The organism is Variovorax sp. DXTD-1 (assembly GCF_003984625.1).
In the GTDB taxonomy this organism is placed as follows: domain Bacteria; phylum Pseudomonadota; class Gammaproteobacteria; order Burkholderiales; family Burkholderiaceae_C; genus Variovorax.
Window position 1 is genome coordinate 1 of record NZ_RWKH01000061.1, and the last position, 1,522, is coordinate 1,522.

The 1,522-nt window shown below is 61.7% G+C and carries 3 protein-coding genes and 1 pseudogene; all 4 read left to right on the forward strand.

What is annotated here, in order from left to right:
* Positions 1 to 319 (forward strand): annotated as a pseudogene (locus EJI00_RS24820) (hypothetical protein); the annotation flags it as partial.
* Between the two features lie 48 nt (positions 320 to 367).
* Positions 368 to 715 carry a hypothetical protein gene (locus EJI00_RS24825; RefSeq protein WP_126750115.1) on the forward strand — a complete coding sequence of 116 codons (348 nt, stop codon included), beginning with the start codon at positions 368 to 370 and terminating at the stop codon, positions 713 to 715.
* 57 nt (positions 716 to 772) lie between these two features.
* Positions 773 to 1,066: a hypothetical protein gene (locus EJI00_RS24830; protein WP_126750116.1), complete on the forward strand. Its 294-nt coding sequence runs from the start codon at positions 773 to 775 to the stop codon at positions 1,064 to 1,066.
* The coding region (locus EJI00_RS24835; protein ID WP_221885073.1) for a hypothetical protein at positions 1,067 to 1,522 on the forward strand (456 nt) is incomplete at its 3' end. It abuts the gene before it with no gap.

Consider the following 1,522-nt stretch of genomic DNA (forward strand, 5'->3'; position numbering starts at 1 on the left):
ATACCAGGAGGTGGTCAGCCTGGACGAGCGCTCGCGCCGCTTCCTCGTCAAGCAGGGCCACATGTCTTCGGTGTGCCAGCTCGACCTGCGCGGCATGGACGACGCGCTGGCCGTCATTTCAGCCTCCACCGACAACATCGAGATCCTGCACGGCGTGCTGGACGAAAGCGCCAGGGCCGAAGGCATCCCCGTCAACGAACTGCGGCCCGAGCAGTGGTTGCAGGACTTCTACGACCAGCGCAAGGGCAGCGGCAAGCGTGCCGCGGCGTCCGCCGATCAGGCCGTTCAGCGGTCGACGCGCCCGCGTCTCATTGCCTGATCGACCTCAAGCCCTGCCAACCATCACTTCAATATTTCGGAGGTTCCCATGAAACTGCGTACCCCTTTGGCCGCCCTCTCCCTCGCACTGGGAATCGCCAGCGTGAATACATCCGCACAAGCCCAGGTTCCAGACCCCTGCACCCTGTACCTCTGCATGGCCAGCATCTCCGGCCAAGGCACGCCTCCCGGCAACTGCTCCTCCGCCATCGCCTACTGGCACATACCGGCCCCCGGCGGCCTTGCCATTTATAGCTACAACCCTGCTAAATTCCTGTCCCAGCCCTCTTACAACTACCGCAAGCAGTACATGAACAGCTGCTCCGGTGCGACCAACACCCCAAACAACAGCAATATTTTCGACACGATCACGAACCAATGGGGCGACAAAGAGTGAGCACCACAAAAACACACCCACTCCGAGCAACCCTCCGCCTCCGTCTGGACACACGCGATGCTGGCCTCTCTGAACCACAAGCTGCGCTCCTGCCTGCTGAGCTGGCGAGCAGAAATCGTTGCCGTCCTTTGCTGCACGGTGATCTACCAGCTTTTTATCCACCCCGAGACTCTTTCTCAATTTGCCGCGGATTCAGTCGGTCGGGTTCTGATGATGCTTGGCTTGGCAGTGTTCGCCGTCCTGGCGCTCTGGCTGTGGTGGCGCGCCAGCAGCAGGTTCTTCCGCTTTCTGCTCGCACCGCCGGGCAAAAAACCGGCAAGCTACAGAAACCACAAGAGCACCAAACATTGAATGCAGGCCCGCACCGGCTGCCGCGCCACGACAACTTCGCTCCAAGAGAATCCCACCATGCCACAACACATTGAAGCCCGCCGATTCCTGCCACGCAGTGCAATCCGCTGCGCGCTCGTCGCCGCTGCCTGGGTGCTGATGGGCGCCGCCCATGCGCAAGTGGATGTCAAAGACAAGGACGCCGAAAAGTCCCTGGACAACATCGACTCGACCACCGGCGACATCAAGAAATCGGCCTCCGACATCCTCGGTCAGCTCAAGAACAGCACCCAGAGCCTCGGCTTTGCCGCCGCCCTGACGCCCAACAACAAGCTGCAGAAAATCGGCGACGTCTCCGGTTACATCGCCCAAGCCTGCCCCAGTTCCAGCAGCGGTATCAGCGGTATCAGCGGTGCCACCGGGGCCGGTGCGGGCGCCAACAGCCAGCCCCTCACCAGCCTGACCACCATCAGCGCC